15 protein-coding genes and 3 pseudogenes are annotated in these 12,984 nt (G+C 58.9%); 7 read left to right on the top strand and 11 right to left on the bottom strand.

What is annotated here, in order from left to right; all coding sequences use genetic code 11:
- Positions 1-39 precede the first annotated feature (39 nt).
- Positions 40-1,074 (bottom strand): PAS domain-containing protein, encoded by a 1,035-nt coding sequence (locus FHX14_RS17850; protein WP_184377940.1) that lies wholly within the window; start codon positions 1,072-1,074, stop codon positions 40-42.
- Positions 1,075-1,280: 206 nt separating this feature from the next.
- Here FHX14_RS17850 and FHX14_RS17845 point away from each other — a divergent pair, with 206 nt between their 5' ends.
- The 4 genes from FHX14_RS17845 to FHX14_RS17830 all read left to right on the top strand — a co-directional run bounded on the left by FHX14_RS17845 (position 1,281) and on the right by FHX14_RS17830 (position 4,613).
- Positions 1,281-2,297 (top strand): HWE histidine kinase domain-containing protein, encoded by a 1,017-nt coding sequence (locus FHX14_RS17845; RefSeq protein ID WP_184377939.1) that lies wholly within the window; start codon positions 1,281-1,283, stop codon positions 2,295-2,297.
- A gap of 375 nt (positions 2,298-2,672) precedes the next feature.
- Positions 2,673-3,197: a nutrient deprivation-induced protein gene (locus tag FHX14_RS17840; protein WP_184377938.1), complete on the top strand. Its 525-nt coding sequence runs from the start codon at positions 2,673-2,675 to the stop codon at positions 3,195-3,197.
- A complete protein-coding gene (locus FHX14_RS17835; protein ID WP_184377937.1) occupies positions 3,190-3,606 on the top strand; it encodes a phage holin family protein in 417 nt (138 codons plus the stop codon). The genes FHX14_RS17840 and FHX14_RS17835 overlap by 8 nt, the downstream gene beginning before the upstream one ends.
- On the top strand, positions 3,606-4,613 hold the full coding sequence (locus FHX14_RS17830; protein ID WP_184377936.1) for a DUF3618 domain-containing protein: 1,008 nt from the start codon (positions 3,606-3,608) through the stop codon (positions 4,611-4,613). The genes FHX14_RS17835 and FHX14_RS17830 overlap by 1 nt, the downstream gene beginning before the upstream one ends.
- A gap of 334 nt (positions 4,614-4,947) precedes the next feature.
- On the opposite strand, the gene FHX14_RS17825 is transcribed toward FHX14_RS17830, so the two are convergent.
- The 5 genes and pseudogenes from FHX14_RS17825 to FHX14_RS17805 form a co-directional block, all read right to left on the bottom strand.
- Positions 4,948-5,124 (bottom strand): DUF3606 domain-containing protein, encoded by a 177-nt coding sequence (locus FHX14_RS17825; protein ID WP_003591071.1) that lies wholly within the window; start codon positions 5,122-5,124, stop codon positions 4,948-4,950.
- A gap of 360 nt (positions 5,125-5,484) precedes the next feature.
- Positions 5,485-5,541: pseudogene (locus FHX14_RS33075) on the bottom strand (DUF2934 domain-containing protein); the annotation flags it as partial.
- A gap of 15 nt (positions 5,542-5,556) precedes the next feature.
- On the bottom strand, positions 5,557-5,736 hold the full coding sequence (locus tag FHX14_RS17815; RefSeq protein ID WP_184377935.1) for a hypothetical protein: 180 nt from the start codon (positions 5,734-5,736) through the stop codon (positions 5,557-5,559).
- Between the two features lie 501 nt (positions 5,737-6,237).
- Complete coding sequence (locus FHX14_RS17810; protein ID WP_246713412.1) at positions 6,238-6,765, bottom strand: prolyl oligopeptidase family serine peptidase; 528 nt, start codon at positions 6,763-6,765, stop codon at positions 6,238-6,240.
- Between the two features lie 225 nt (positions 6,766-6,990).
- Positions 6,991-7,440, bottom strand: coding sequence for a DUF2383 domain-containing protein (locus FHX14_RS17805; RefSeq protein ID WP_003591065.1), 450 nt, complete (start codon positions 7,438-7,440; stop codon positions 6,991-6,993).
- Between the two features lie 190 nt (positions 7,441-7,630).
- Here FHX14_RS17805 and FHX14_RS17800 point away from each other — a divergent pair.
- Positions 7,631-7,819, top strand: a pseudogene (locus FHX14_RS17800) (protease); the annotation flags it as partial.
- A gap of 83 nt (positions 7,820-7,902) precedes the next feature.
- Here the strand turns inward: FHX14_RS17800 and FHX14_RS17795 are convergent.
- From FHX14_RS17795 to FHX14_RS17775, 5 genes are all read right to left on the bottom strand, one after another.
- Positions 7,903-8,067, bottom strand: a complete 165-nt coding sequence (locus FHX14_RS17795; protein ID WP_003591063.1) for a hypothetical protein — start codon at positions 8,065-8,067, stop codon at positions 7,903-7,905.
- A gap of 372 nt (positions 8,068-8,439) precedes the next feature.
- A complete protein-coding gene (locus tag FHX14_RS17790) occupies positions 8,440-8,802 on the bottom strand; it encodes a hypothetical protein (RefSeq protein WP_184377934.1) in 363 nt (120 codons plus the stop codon).
- Between the two features lie 11 nt (positions 8,803-8,813).
- Positions 8,814-9,062, bottom strand: a complete 249-nt coding sequence (locus FHX14_RS17785) for a hypothetical protein (RefSeq protein ID WP_003591061.1) — start codon at positions 9,060-9,062, stop codon at positions 8,814-8,816.
- An 8-nt stretch (positions 9,063-9,070) separates the two neighbouring features.
- Entirely contained in the window at positions 9,071-10,027 is a 957-nt protein-coding gene (locus FHX14_RS17780) for an SDR family oxidoreductase (RefSeq protein ID WP_184378155.1), read from the bottom strand.
- A 531-nt stretch (positions 10,028-10,558) separates the two neighbouring features.
- Positions 10,559-11,422, bottom strand: a complete 864-nt coding sequence (locus tag FHX14_RS17775) for an alpha/beta hydrolase (RefSeq protein WP_184377933.1) — start codon at positions 11,420-11,422, stop codon at positions 10,559-10,561.
- Between the two features lie 556 nt (positions 11,423-11,978).
- Between FHX14_RS17775 and FHX14_RS17770 the strand changes: the two genes are divergently transcribed.
- A complete protein-coding gene (locus tag FHX14_RS17770; RefSeq protein ID WP_184377932.1) occupies positions 11,979-12,506 on the top strand; it encodes a sigma-70 family RNA polymerase sigma factor in 528 nt (175 codons plus the stop codon).
- A 230-nt stretch (positions 12,507-12,736) separates the two neighbouring features.
- Positions 12,737-12,984 (top strand): annotated as a pseudogene (locus FHX14_RS32795) (formate dehydrogenase); the annotation flags it as partial.

The raw sequence follows: 12,984 nt of genomic DNA, 5'->3' as shown, positions 1-12,984 counted from the left end.
GCCCGCGATCTCCCTCAATTTCAGTTTCAGCGATGCGCGTCATACCGGCCTAGAGCCGGTAGCGGGCACCTCGATCTCGATAAGCAGGCCGTCATCCAACCAGGTTTTCTCGAACTGCCCCTTCAGTTGCTTTTCCACCATTGCGCCGACGATCACCGTGCCAAAGCCTCGTTTGGTTGACTTGGGCGGCGGGCCAGAACCGACCTCTTTCCATCTCAGCCTGAAGCCGTCATCCGACTGTCCGGGCGCCCAGTCAATCGATAGCTTTCCGAGCGGCTTGGCAAGCGCACCATGACGGGCCGCGTTGACGGCGAGTTCGTGAAGCACGAGCGCGACCGGTTGGACAACTGTCGCCGGCAGCCTGATATCAGGCCCGTTCAAAGCAACGCGGGTGGCTGCGAACGGCGTCACCTGTAGCCGAACGAGTTCCTCGACCGAGATATTCGCCCACCCTCGCTCGGCCAGCAAATTATGTGCTCGGGCTAGCGCCTGCACGCGATGCTGGATAGCAGCGGCATAAAGGGCCGCATCGTCGGCGTTGCTGAGGCGAACGATGCTGTCAACGATGGCGAGGACATTCTTCGACCGGTGGTCGACCTCCATGAGGAGGCGATGCTCGGAAGCCTCAAGCGCCTCAACCCGCCGGTACTCCGTCATGTCGATTTGCGATCCAAAGACATACAGGATCCTTCCGTCATCCCCATGGATGGGACTCAAGTGCAGGCGGTTCCAGAATGGCTCTCCACTTTTCTTATAGTTGAGGATCTCGACGCTGACGTCACGCTCCTCGGCGATGCTGGCGCGAATTTCGGCAACAGCAATCGGTGAGGTCGCAGGCCCTTGCAGAAATCGGCAATTGCGACCCACCACCTCGTCGGCTGCATACCCTGTCAGATCGAGAAATGATTTGTTTGCCAGAACGATCGGTAAATCGGGTTTGCGTGCGTCCGTGACAACCATGGGCATCCGTGTGCGTTCGAACGCGACCGCCGCTAATTCTTTCCGATCGGCCAAGGCTGTTTTTGACGATGCCGAAGGCTCCCCGTGTAGTTTCTTTGTCGAGTGAGTCGTCATGCTTCTACGCTTCATCAGTCATCGGCTGATAACGTCGCCCGCGTTCCTTTGTTTCCCGACGATCGCCTACTTGCCTTACTTCAGAGGCTTTGCGGACACCGTGCCGCATAAGCATCACGCGCGATGGCAATACGGCAGCGTCAGGTATAGGATTGGAGGTAAGTCCATTCTCATGTGATCTGAACAATCAGGCGCGGAACAAGAACATGAACCGCTTTTCGCATCCCAGTCGGGCTCGGGAGCGCTTTCTCGAAGCCATCCTCCAGAGTGCCATCGAATATGCGATCATTGCCGTGGATCTCGAAGGTCTCGTCACCACGTGGAATGAAGGGGCACGCCGGATCTTCGGTTGGGAAGACCCCGAAATTATCGGTCGGCCCGTGGCCGTGATTTTCACGGAGAACGACCGTGAGGCCGGGGCCCCTCAACGGGAAATGACCGCCGCTTTGACGGACGGCCATGGAGACGACGAACGCTGGCACGTGCGAAAGGATGGCTCGTTATTCTGGGCGTCGGGCCAGATGATGGCGTTGAGATCGGATGATGGCGAACTGGAAGGCTTCCTGAAGATCCTCAGGGATCGAACCGAGCAGAGAGAAAATGAGGAGCGCCAGCGCGTCCTGATGCACGAGCTCTCCCATCGCATCAAGAACACGCTGGCCGTCGTTCAGGCGATCATTAGCCAGTCCTTTCGAAGTGCGAGCAGCATGGCGGAAGCCGAGCAGTCAATCTCGGCGCGCATCAATGCCTATGCAAACGCCCATGATATTTTACTGCAGAAGAACTGGCTATCGGCGACCATGGATACGATTGTCGAGGCGACAGCAACCAATCTCGGACTTGAGCCGGACCGTATCGAGGCAAGTGGTCCCGACGTTCATCTGAACCCCCAGGCGGCGCTTTCATTCTCCCTCGTGCTGCACGAATTGGTCACGAACGCGACGAAATACGGGGCTTTGTCGGTGAATACCGGATCTGTCAGAATCGAATGGTCGGTGCTGCAAAACGCCGGCGACGATCGCTTTCACCTGCTTTGGCAGGAACGCGGCGGACCGGTTGTTGAAAGCCCCAAGAAAAAGGGCTTCGGCTCGCGGCTCGTTAGAGCGAGTCTCGCCGCGTTCGGAGATGTCTCTCTCGATTATGCTGCAACGGGTATCGCCATCAGACTCGACGCGTCGCTTCAGAAGCTGCAAGCCAAAGGTTGTTCCGGCTCCCAGCCGTAAATATGGGGTGGGCGGGTCGTTCGAATCGGCGCGATACCGAGGGCTTTGTACGACTTAGCATGCGGCACGAGCGGGGTGCGGCCACCGTTCCAACGCGGACGGGCGCTGAAGACGTCACGACGCTCGAACGCCTATCACGTTAGTCCGTCCAACTGCCTGGCATCTGCTTTGATGACTTTGGTGGCAGAATCTTGGACGAGGTCCCGTTTTGCGGGTGTCCCGGTTCCCTTTCGCCTGCGCTGATGTCTGACGCACCCCCTGCCCTCCCGGGCTGTGGCGCAAAAAGTTTTTATGGAACACACAAACCCACCGGGAACAAAGCTGGAAGATCGAGGTTCGGCGCCCACAAAAGGATCGGATCCAGGGAGGCTCTCGATGATAAATGATTTTTCCGCTCCGGCAGGAGAACGCAGTCCGTCTGCGAATGTCCCACCAATCACTGATCTCAAAAACAAGCTCAGCGAAGATGTCGACTCGACGAGGGAGATGATCAAGGAGAGCTCCGGCGCCGTCATCAAGAAGGTCGACGAGGTTGTTTCCGACCAGACGCACTATGCCGCCCATCAGGTGAGGGGCGTGGCGAAAGCTCTCGAGAAGGTCGGGGCAGAATTAGAGGGCGCTGATCAGCCACAGGTTGGCCGCTACGCGCGCGAAATCGGCCAGAGCATCGCAAATGTTGCCAGAAGGATTGAAGGCAAGGACCTCGGTGAAATGGCAACTTTGGCCGAGGATTTCGGGCGCAGGCAGCCAATGGCATTTCTTGGAATCGCAGCACTCGCGGGCCTAACTGCAAGTCGTTTCCTGATCGCCTCTGCAAAAAGGAACGATCAAACCCGACCGACCGGGCCATCGCAAGCGGTGAGATCAGTTTCCGGAAGCGAGGGCAATTTAAATGACTAAGATCTCGGAAAACACGCCGCTGTCCGAATTGATCAGCGGACTTCTGCGCGACGTCACTGGTCTCTTGCGAAAAGAAATCGACCTGGCCAAAACCGAAGCGGCCGAGAAGCTATCGGATGCTTTGGGCGGTGTCGAAATCCTCCTGATCGGCCTGGTTCTGGCGATCGGTGCGGTCGGCGTCCTGTTGAGTGCCATCGTCAGCGGTGTCGCCGCATTCCTCGTGGCTCAAGGGTTTGCCGAGCCGACTGCCAATGCGCTGGCGTCCGCAGCCGTCGGCGTCGTCATCGGGCTGATTGCATGGATCATGATCGCGCGTGGTCTCGCGGTCTTCCGACGCAACAACCTGACGCTCGAACGAACCACCACTTCGCTTGGCCGCGATGTGCAAACCGTGAAGGATAAACTCTGATGGAAACCTCGACAGACAAAACATCGGCCGAGCTGCAGCGAGAAATCGAGCGAGATCGGCAACGGCTTGGAGATCGATTAGACGCTATCCAGGAGCGAATGTCGCCGGGCCAGCTGGTGGACGAGGTTCTTGCTTACGCGAGGAATAGCGGGGGCAGCGAGTTCGTCGGAAACCTTGCGCGAACCCTTAAAGAAAATCCCCTGCCGGTGGCGCTGATGGGCGTCAGTCTGGCCTGGCTGATGGCCAAAGGTTCCCCTTCGACGACTGCACCCGATTCTCGGGAGCCGGAATATGATCTCTACCCTGTTCAGGGGCCGGTCCGTCGACTTGGTCCGCCCACATCGATCGGGGGCGTGCGATACAGTCACTTCAGCGATGGCTCTGGCAGGCAACTGAAAGCACTCACCGACGAAACGGGACGCCGCGCCGGCCATTTTATGGACGACACAGGTAAGACCTATCGCGGTTTCGTCGATGCCAGCGGAAAACAGGTCAATCAAATCCTCGACGAGACGGGGGCGATCTTCGACGCGGCATCCGGCTGGGCTGCGGAAAAATGGGAGCAAGTTAAGACGACAGCGCACGATATAGCAGAGAGCGCGGCGGGGACGGCAAGCTCGCTGACCAGCCGAACGACATCTGCTGCGACAAATCTGCAGGAACAGGCCACGGACCTCAACACCTTGATCCTTACCCAGTTTCGCGATCAGCCGCTGGTTGGAGGCGCGCTGGCATTTGCTGTCGGAGCTGCTATTGGCGCAGCCCTTCCTAGCACGGAGACGGAAGACGAATTGGCAGGAGAGGCCTCAGACGCCGCCAAGGACGCGTTGGGCGCTCAGAGCTCCGAGCTTATCGATCGAGGGAAAGCTGTTGCAGCTGACGTCCTTGAACGTGCTGTTGGAGTGGCATCGGACGCACACGACGAGATCAAAGATCGCCTATCTGAGGAGGTTGATGCATTGAAGAGCGGCGCAGCAACTGGACGAAACATCGCGACTCCGAGCTGACGATATCTTTGACGCTAAAACGTGCACCTGGCGAAATATGTGGTTCCGATTTAGCGATCCAGAGGCTCTCGTCCGATCCAGACCAGACTGCCGCGTGACAGCAGCTCTGCTGCGCTGCGGACGCGCTTGGCGACCTCCGCTTTTCGCCAAGCGAACGACTCTTCCCGATAGCCTCGATCTGTTGGCCGCTCGTCCTCCTGCTCGGCGGGCAACACATTCCTCATAGGATGGGTTGCCCATCCTTGGCGAGGATAGCCACCTTTCTCGCCAGGGAGGCGGGGCGCTAGCCTACCGATTAAGAGAGATTGGCGGCGGAGGTCGCGATCTCAAAGGCTTAGCGACGGCCGATTTCCGCTTCGACCTTCTTGCGCGAATTGCCTGCGCTCTTCACAGCCGTCTTAACGGTGTCCTTTGAAACGCCTTCCTTCTTCGCCTCGTAGCGGACTTCGTGATCCTGTCCGCCGGCGACCTTTGCGCGATCCTGAGCGCGGCCTCGGGAAGTGGTTGCCATGATATTGCCTCCTGTTGGTTTCCGATCGTCGCAAAACGCACGTCGATTCAAGAAGTTCCCGGTTTTGAGGGAGTCAGGTATTTGCACTCCCGGGCAATCCGATCGACCAGCCGGCGCGCGAACTCCGTCACGAGCGGACGCCGGCCGCCACGAAAAGCGACAGCTACTTGTTTTCGGACGCAAGCTCCCCCGGCTTGACACTACCGGGTTCGTTCGCCGAGGAAGGTTCCGAAGCGCCGGGCCCTCGGAAGGCGGATTGACACCGCCTCCATGATCGGACGACCACGTTTGGGGAACGCCGGTTGATTTCGACCGGACTTCTTCCTCGGCCTCCCGCCAGTGGCGCTCGTGCTGCCCTTTCGGATGCCCTTCGTCTTCCCATCGCTTGTAAGCGGCCTTGCGAATTTCGTCGTCCATGTGATCTCCTTGCGTTTAAAGCTGCTGCGCCTGATCTTGCGCCTGCAACCGGGCCTTCCGCAGCCGCTCGGTCTTAGCCTCGCGTCGAAGTCGCTCTTCGGCGAGCGTCTCGCGGGCCGCGGCGTTCGTCCGCTCCATGACTGAAAGTCGTTCGGCACTCGTCGTGGAATTCCTGGTCCTGACATCGTCGCTCATGGTAGCGTCCTCCTTTAGAAGAAACGCGCGCAATGCCGTAAACGTCAGTACGCTTGCGGACCAACGGATGATCGCCGATGCTTTTTCTTGCCAAGCTGGTCTTCGACCTTCCTGCAAAAATTAGCGGGGGCTAGAAGGCCTTCTTGACCACGTGCTTCGACACGCCCTACTTAGCCCGAATTTGGCCTCATGATCCTGACCGCCAGCCGCCTTCGCACGGTCCTCATGCTCGGCCTCGTCGCGTCGTCGCCATGTGTTCCTCGTCCGTCGCGACGCCATTCTTCTTCATAAGGGGTCCTGCCGTCGGTCTCGGAGGCAAGCCATCGGTCGATGCGCTTTCGGGCCGTCGTGCGGGGGACTATCCAGCCCTGCACGCAATCGCCATCCATTGGAAAGGTCTCGTGAAACAGCGCGGGGGTCATTGTGTCGAACAGACGGCGCGCCACCTGGAATGCTTGTCGGTTATCGATGGAAAATGATCTGTTGTTTGCTCTGTTGCACCTAAAGCAGCGACTTCTTTAGGAAAGATAGCGCCTTCTGCGCGCCGGAGGTGGAAATCGTGTGTCCTGTCCCCCGTTCGACCTCCAGTTCGGCCTTGAAGCCGGCCGTTGAGAGCTGCGCAGCGGCGAGCCGTGAGGCCAACGGCGGGATGGTCCTATCGTTCTCGCCATGGACGAGAAGAACGGGCGTGTTCTTACTCGCTCGCGAAACCGGTTGCGGCGGAAGGAGGCCGGAGAATCCGACGAGCGCCCCGATCTGCCAGCGTCCGGAGGCAACAGCCTCAAGCGCAACAACCGCTCCCTGGGAGACGCCCACGAACGCGATCTGGTCATGGGCGTTCTCAAAGCCTTCCCGCCGGGCAACGGCGATGATCACCTTGTCAAATGCTTCCCTGACAGCGACAATGCGTTCCGGGGCAAGCGGATTGCCCTCGACGCTGAACCACTGATGACCGTAGCGGTGATGAAAGGGAGCGTCGGGTGCCGCGAAGCGGGCGTTCGGGAGGCTTGCGCGCCAGGAAGAAGCCAATGGCGCAAGCTGGGCCCCGACGCGCCGATGCCGTGGAGGAAGATGATCAACGAGTGTTCGCTCAATTGCCCTCGCTCACGGTTGCCAGACAAGCGAGGGCGCTCGAACCCACATGGCAGAGCACCCTCGTTCACCCACACGGCCGGAGCCGCGCGAAATCATTTGCGGCGGCAGCTTGTCGTTGGTTCGCGTGGTAATCCTTCAATGATGTTTCAGGTGTCAAGATCAGAGCGTCTTCGCTGTCGTCTCCATCCAGGACCTATGCTTCTCCTCGTCCTGATGAGCCTTCATGAAGAAGGCTTTCGAGGCTGGGATCGCATCCTCGTGGCGGACAGCCCGCTCGTAGGCGGTCACCGTGTCGTCTTCGTTCGTCTTCATTGCTTTCAGGATCGCGGCGTCGCCCATGAGGTCGGCCAGTGCGATCTTGCCCGTCGTCAGCATCTGCTTCATATCGCCTTCTGTTGGAGCTTCGATACCGAGTTCCCGTGCCATTGCAGTCAGGACCTGGACGTGCTGCAGATGGTCTTCCTTGAAGACCGAAATCTGGCCGGCGAGTTCCCGGCTGTCGAGACGCTCAATGCAGGAGTCGTACGCGGCGATCGCGTCGTGCTCGAGGTAGAGCAGGTTCTTGACGAGATCCTTTATGTCCGCCTCGTTACCTACCATCGTGACCATGTCTTTCTCCTTAGGGTTAGGGAGATCGGGGAACGGGGTGCGCGACGTCTTGTTCCAGCCATAGGCAGAGCGTCCAGTACCGTACAGTCATATCCGTCATGGGGTGGCCTTCACGCTGGAACTTCGACCGTTCGGATGGGTTTCGGACGCGACGTTCCCGTCAAAACTTCAGCTAAAAAATGGAGAGATCATGACCCTCGAAGGCAAGAAGATCGCTGTCCTGATCGCCCCGCGCGGCACGGAAGAAGCAGAATTCACAAAGCCTAAGGAGGCCGTCGAGGCTGCCGGCGCGGACGTGACAGTCGTCGGCATCGAGGTCGGCGAGGCTAAGACCAACAATGGGGACCTCGATCCGGGCGGCAGCTACGACGTCGACAAGGCCAGCCTGAACCAATCGTCGATACGGTCCGGGCGCGGAGTGATCCGCGCCCGTTGAGCACACTCGGATGAAGGATAGGAAAGTTACTTCGAGTTCTTGTGGCTCTGCTCGCCTGCCTTGACGTGCTGCTCGTGCGAACCGCCCTGCTTGCCCGACGAGGTGCCTGTCTTTGCCGACGAAGCGCCCTTGGCTGCGCCCGACTTCGAGCCGCCTTTGGAATGCGATGTATCTGCTCCAGTGGATGCCATGATTGTATTCCTCCTTGAGAGATCTTGATGATCTCGGGGACTGAACTTTGATTTGAGGATCAAGTTCCGAATAAACGTCCACTAGACGCGAGTTAGTCGCCGACGTTGCTAATCAGGAGCCGCCGCCGAGGTGAAAGTCGTTCGCCCCACCCCTTTTTTCTTCCGCCGTGGAATTTCGGCCGAGGCATGTTGTTACCGCGGCGACGTCGGCGGCCTGCCTCCTGCTGTTGGCGACTAGTGATCTGGCCCTCGAGGCGGCCTCCGTCCTTTCAGGTCTTCTAAGCGCGTCAGCGGGGTCCTCGGGCCCGTCTGGTGGAAATGACGCTGGCGAAGGTTCCCGGCTTGGCAGAGCCCGCGGAAATTGGACGCGGCCTACCGGATTTTTTCTGTGCCCGCCGGCGTCGTAACCTGTGTCGGGCCACCACCGTTACCGCTCGGGCTCGGAGACCGGTCGGTGGCCTCGGGCGGACGGCTGCTGCCGTCGGCAGCATTATTGTCAAACGTACCCGGCCCGGAAGGCTGCGCGTTGATCGGATCGGGCGTCGTAGAAGCGGTCGGTTTCTCATCTCGATCGATGCTCTCGCCCCATATTTCGACACCTCCCCACGCCAGCAACGCGAGTAGAATCCCGCAGACAAGAACGGCAAACACAGGTTTCCCGTAGCTCGCTTGCCTTGCCTCGGTCGCGGTTTCGGTGACCCTCGGCTCGCCGGGGTCGTTGCGGTTGGTGACCATGTTATATCTCCTCAAGATACGGCCCTGGACGTGTCGATCTCCTCGAGAACGAGCCTGATTTCTCGGATGGGGTTGCGTTGTGCGTCGAAGACTTCAACGCACAGCATGTTGTATTCGGTGGATGGAAGACCGTCGGCCGCCATTTCGGACAGGGCCGTTCGCGCCTCTTTGATCGCTGCTTCGGTTGAATCGAACTCGTACGCCATTTCCGTGGGACGAACGCCTTCATGATCGAACAGTTGGAAATAGAACATCGCCATCGCCGGCCTCAATATCCGCCGACGATCGGCAAAATCTCGCCGGTGATGTAGCTCGACATCTGCGGGGAGGCGAGGAAGACGTACGCGGGCGCAATCTCCTCGGGCTGCGCCGCACGCTTCATTGTTGTCTGACTGCCGAATTTGGCAACGTCATCGGCCTGCTTGTCCGAAGGATTCAACGGCGTCCAGACAGGCCCCGGCGCGACAGCGTTGACGCGGATGCCCTTTGGAACGAGTTGGCTTGAAAGAGCCTTGGTGAAAGCATGGATACCACCCTTCGTCATCGAGTAGTCCAGCAGTTCCTTCGAGCCTTCCAGTCCGGTGACCGATCCTGTGTTGATGATCGCCGATCCGTTCGTCAGGTAAGGTATTGCCGCCTTCGCCATGTAAAAGTAACCGTAGAGGTTGGTTTTCAGCGTCTCATCGAAGTGCTCGTCGGTCAGGTCCTCGATGTCAGCGGTGTGGACCTGGAACGCTGCATTGTTTACAAGTACATCAAGGCGCGAGAAATGCTCGGTAGTCCTTTGAACAGCTTCCCGGCAGAACTTCGGATCCTTGACGTCGCCCTTGATGACGAGGCATTGGCGGCCCTCCTTTTCGATAGCCGCCTTCGTGTCCGCCGCATCCTGATCCTCGTCGAGATGAACAATGGCGATATCGGCACCCTCCCTTGCGAACAGGATCGCAACGGAGCGACCGATGCCGGAATCGCCACCTGTTATGAGGGCAATCTTGTCCCTTAGCTTTCCCGAGCCCTCGTAGAAGGGTGCGTCACACATCGGGGCGAGCGGAAGATCGGCTTCGGAGCCGGGCTTGTCTTGATGAACTTTCGGGAATGGTGGTTCAGGATAATGCCGAGCGCCAGCCTGCATGGCGCCGGTCGCCTTCAATTTCGCTTTCTTGTCGGCCTTTTCGACCTGAGCCTGGATATCGCGCTGCTTCACGGCGGTGGCTTTCGATGACATCTTGCTCTCCTCGTTTCGTAGGATGACAACGTTAACGATGCAAAAAGGTCCCCGCGGCGGCAGCAAAAAGACCCGCAGCGGCCGCGAGCCCTCCGACGGCTTTTTGCCATGCAAACTCACATGGTCGAAGTCACAACAGGCTTAACAAGGGTTCAGGGATCGAAGACCGTCCGGAGTGGGCTCGGCTTCCAAAACCATCTAACAAGCCGGTTGAAGCGGCGGTTGCGATCCGAAGAACGCCGACGAGGACGATTCCGATGAACTGGCGAAGGCGTTCGCCCGTCCCGAGCATGGCACCGCGTGATTACCCGCATGGACTGCAAAAAACATTCCGCGCACAAACTCAATGGGTCGAGCTGATCCAATTCAATCGTGGGAGACTGTCGGCGACGGGACTGAAAGCGATCACTGAGGCGAAAGCCGCCGGCTGCGGATATGCGGGAGCTCCGCGCGTGCGACGGATGGGAATCCAACGGTGGGAGAAGGTTGCGATAACGTCCAACGGCGCATCGAGCGTTTTCGTAATTCCGCTTACCCACTCAGGAAGCCAACGATGGCTTTCGCAAGATCGCCCGGGTTCTCTTCGGCCACATGATGTCCGCTGTCGATGCCGTAGCCACGCACGTCAATCGCCCAGTTCCTCCAGATCGCAACCGGGTCGCCATAGATTTGTTCGAGATCGTCCTGCAACGACCACAGACATAGCATCGGACAGCCGACTTTCCGACCGGCGTCGCGATCCGCCCTGTCATGGACGTGGTCGATCCGAATCCCGGCGCGGTAGTCCTCTATCATACCGTGGACCGTCTCGGGTCGATGAATGGCCGCACGAATGTCCTCATAGGCTTCCTCGCCCATGAGGCTTGGCGAAAGCTTGTCGTACCATCCTTCCGGATCGGCAGAGATCACGCGTTCGGGCTTGTCGGGCTGGGCGAAGAAGAACCAGTGATACCAGTCTCGAGCAAACTTCCAATCGGCCCGCTCAAGATGTTCGAGTACAGGCAGACAATCGACCAGGATCAATTTGCGAACAGCCTGACGATGGTTTATTGCCATGCGAAAAGCCGTCAGGCTTCCTCGATCGTGGCCGACTAGGAAGAATTCATCATGGCCCAACCTGTTCATGAGCTCCATCATCGCCGCTGCTTTCGCATCTTTCGACGAGTGGCGACTATCGGAGGAATCGGGGGGTACGTAGGACTCCCCGAAACCAGGGAGATCCGGACAGACAACCGTAAACGACGGCGCCAGCCGATCTGCCACCCTGCCCCAGGTCATGTGCGTGCGCGGGTGGCCGTGTAGGAGGAGAACAGGCGGCCCGCGTCCTCCAACGCGAACTCGAATGTGACCAGCGTCCACATCTATCATTCGTAATTCGAAACCATGGAAAGACATCTAATTGCCTTTGTTCGGACGAAAGACCACCCTCGCGCGTCCGTCGGACGTGTCTTGGACGTCTTTCGACGCGCCGGGTCAGCTCTGGTGACAACGAAGGACGGATCGGTTTCGCCTTCGACGATATCATAATCGCTTCGAGATACTGCCGCACGGAGATGCGCCTTTAACCCAAAGACGTCGGGATCGTTCCGGTCACAGGCTTCAAACAGCTAGAGCGCGAGTTCAGAATTCCCGCACGCGGGCGCTGCCGGCGAGCAGCTCGCACGCCGTTTAGCGCTGGCAGGCAGGCTCGCCCACCCCTCCCCTGCGGTAGTCCTTGATCAGGCTGTGGTCAGAGAGCGCAGCCCAGGCCCGACCGTACGGGGCGCGTTCAGCCCGCCAAGCCGTGGAGGCGGGCAAAGTGCTTGGATCCGGATCAGCGGAGAATTCTTCAACGGCTCCGTAGGAGCTGCACGGCATAGCTGACGATCCATCACATACTGGGGTTTGGTCCGATATCGTACTGCAACGAAGATCATTGATGCCGCTTTCCTTCTTATCACAGGAGGGAAACATGAAGTCCTCATTCCCAACAAGCACCGCATCTGACTGCAGGAAACCGTCGGCCATCGAAATGGAAATCGTTCAGTTGACACCGGCGTTACGCGCCTTTGCTCGAAGGTTCCTGCGCAGCGAAGACGACATCGATGACCTCGTGCAGGAAACCCTGGTGAAGGCACTGCACTCTCTGCACCTCTACCAGCCCGGCACCTCTCTTAAGTCCTGGTTGTTCACAATACTCAAAAACACTTTTTGCACGATCTACCGCCGACAGAAACGTGAGCCAACGGCAGTGGAGGCGGCTTTGGAAAAAGTCGCAATTGCGCCGAGCCAGGAATGGGCACTGCGCGAGCGCGAGCTGCAGCAAGCTTTGACGAAACTTCCCGACGACAGACGCCGCGCATTGATATTGGTGGCGAGCGGCACAAGCTATGAGGACGCTGCAAGGCTGTGCGGCTGCCGGCTCGGCACCCTGAAAAGCCGGGTCAACCGGGCACGCGGATCCTTGCTGTCGATGCTCGGAAACAATTTGGTCGACTGATCCCATCTGCCGTGATCAGCCGAAAAGTGATATGGACGTCTGATATTGAGAGACCGGCGCCCGACCGGTCGAAAGCAACCCTGCATGTTGCTCAGTCAATGGACGCTCACACTTAAGTTTCCCGCCTCAAATGCCGCGAAGCTATCGCATGGAACAGTTGGGCTCTGTCGGAGTTCGGCGTGACGGAGCGTCGGTCAGATTTTCTTCGCAGGACGTGTCGAGAGGCGAAAATGTCAGCCAGAGCGAAAAATCACCCCAAAATCGGTAAGGGCAGCCATGCAGCAGGCGGATGGGGCGCCGCGAGATCGACTGGAGAAATTCTTCTGCGCGAGCATGTGCCGCGATCGGGACCCTCGCTGCTTGCCCATCAAAACAAGGCCGACGGCTATATGTGCGTCAGCTGCGCCTGGGCCAAGCCTGCCAAACCTCACCCCATGGAATTCTGCGAGAACGGCGCAAAGGCGACCGCCTGGGAAAT

Origin of the sequence: Rhizobium sp. BK619, assembly GCF_014195245.1 — a bacterium.
Lineage (GTDB): Bacteria > Pseudomonadota > Alphaproteobacteria > Rhizobiales > Rhizobiaceae > Rhizobium > Rhizobium acidisoli.
The sequence above is the reverse complement of the archived record's forward strand: the minus strand, read 5'-3'. Positions and strand labels throughout refer to the sequence as shown.

Coding starts and splice junctions, on each gene's coding strand:
- FHX14_RS17785 (WP_003591061.1), bottom strand. CDS start 9,062: ATGGCGATGTTCTATTTCCAACTGTTCGATCATGAAGGCGTTCGTCCC.
- FHX14_RS17770 (WP_184377932.1), top strand. CDS start 11,979: ATGAAGTCCTCATTCCCAACAAGCACCGCATCTGACTGCAGGAAACCG.
- FHX14_RS17830 (WP_184377936.1), top strand. CDS start 3,606: ATGGAAACCTCGACAGACAAAACATCGGCCGAGCTGCAGCGAGAAATC.
- FHX14_RS17805 (WP_003591065.1), bottom strand. CDS start 7,440: ATGGTCACGATGGTAGGTAACGAGGCGGACATAAAGGATCTCGTCAAG.
- FHX14_RS17850 (WP_184377940.1), bottom strand. CDS start 1,074: ATGACGACTCACTCGACAAAGAAACTACACGGGGAGCCTTCGGCATCG.
- FHX14_RS17835 (WP_184377937.1), top strand. CDS start 3,190: ATGACTAAGATCTCGGAAAACACGCCGCTGTCCGAATTGATCAGCGGA.
- FHX14_RS17815 (WP_184377935.1), bottom strand. CDS start 5,736: ATGAGCGACGATGTCAGGACCAGGAATTCCACGACGAGTGCCGAACGA.
- FHX14_RS17790 (WP_184377934.1), bottom strand. CDS start 8,802: ATGGTCACCAACCGCAACGACCCCGGCGAGCCGAGGGTCACCGAAACC.
- FHX14_RS17840 (WP_184377938.1), top strand. CDS start 2,673: ATGATAAATGATTTTTCCGCTCCGGCAGGAGAACGCAGTCCGTCTGCG.
- FHX14_RS17795 (WP_003591063.1), bottom strand. CDS start 8,067: ATGGCATCCACTGGAGCAGATACATCGCATTCCAAAGGCGGCTCGAAG.
- FHX14_RS17780 (WP_184378155.1), bottom strand. CDS start 10,027: ATGTCATCGAAAGCCACCGCCGTGAAGCAGCGCGATATCCAGGCTCAG.
- FHX14_RS17775 (WP_184377933.1), bottom strand. CDS start 11,422: ATGTCTTTCCATGGTTTCGAATTACGAATGATAGATGTGGACGCTGGT.
- FHX14_RS17825 (WP_003591071.1), bottom strand. CDS start 5,124: ATGGCAACCACTTCCCGAGGCCGCGCTCAGGATCGCGCAAAGGTCGCC.
- FHX14_RS17845 (WP_184377939.1), top strand. CDS start 1,281: ATGAACCGCTTTTCGCATCCCAGTCGGGCTCGGGAGCGCTTTCTCGAA.